Genomic DNA, 815 nt, shown 5'->3' with positions numbered 1-815 from the left:
GTGACGCGAGCGGCGTGAAGGCGGCGTATCGAGGCGGGTGTCGAGCCTGCCAGAACCTCTCAGCGAGAGCGATACGCCATGGACAGCCCTACCAACATCGTGCGGCTTCGTCAGCCGGATGAGATCGACGATCCCCTGATTGAGGTGCTGCGCGCCGGCGCGCGTCGCCTTCTCGCCCACGCCGTCGAGTTGGAGGCTGAGGCCTTCCTCGCGGCCATGCAGGACCTGCGGTTACCGGACGGACGCGCTCGCCTGGTGCGCCACGGGCACGGTCCGGAGCGCGAGATCCAGACCGGCATCGGCCCCGTGCCGGTCGCGCGGGTACGCATCCGGGATCGCGGCGCGGCCAGCCCCGAGGAGCGGATCAGCTTCTCCTCTACCCTCCTGCCGAGGTGGGCGCGGCGCACCCGCAGCCTGGATGCCCGGCTGCCGGTCCTGTACCTGCGCGGCATCTCGACCGGCGACTTCCAGGAGGCGCTCGCCGCCCTCCTGGGCAAGGACGCCCCGAACCTGTCGCCGGCCGCCATCACCCGGCTGACCGCGACCTGGGCGGACGAGTACGCCCGCTGGCAGGCCCGCGATCTCTCGGCGCGCTGCTACGTCTACATCTGGGCCGACGGCGTCTACCTGCAGGCCAGGATGGAGGAGCAGGCCGAGTGCATGCTGGTCCTGATCGGGGCCACGCCGGAGGGCAAGAAGGAACTGGTCGGTTTCCAGGTCGGGGTGCGCGAGAGCGCCCAAAGCTGGCGGGAGTTGCTGGTGGACGTGAAGCGGCGCGGGCTGTCGATCGCGCCGAAGATCGCGGTGGGCGACGG

General features: G+C 71.0%; 1 protein-coding gene. It reads left to right on the top strand.

Going from position 1 to position 815, the window contains the following annotated elements; genetic code table 11:
* Positions 1-78: 78 nt before the first annotated feature.
* A partial coding sequence (locus tag DT057_RS35095; protein ID WP_203236473.1) for a transposase occupies positions 79-815 on the top strand: 737 nt, incomplete at its 3' end.

Source organism: Methylobacterium crusticola, from assembly GCF_003574465.1.
In the GTDB taxonomy this organism is placed as follows: domain Bacteria; phylum Pseudomonadota; class Alphaproteobacteria; order Rhizobiales; family Beijerinckiaceae; genus Methylobacterium; species Methylobacterium crusticola.
The sequence above is the reverse complement of the archived record's forward strand: the minus strand, read 5'-3'. Positions and strand labels throughout refer to the sequence as shown.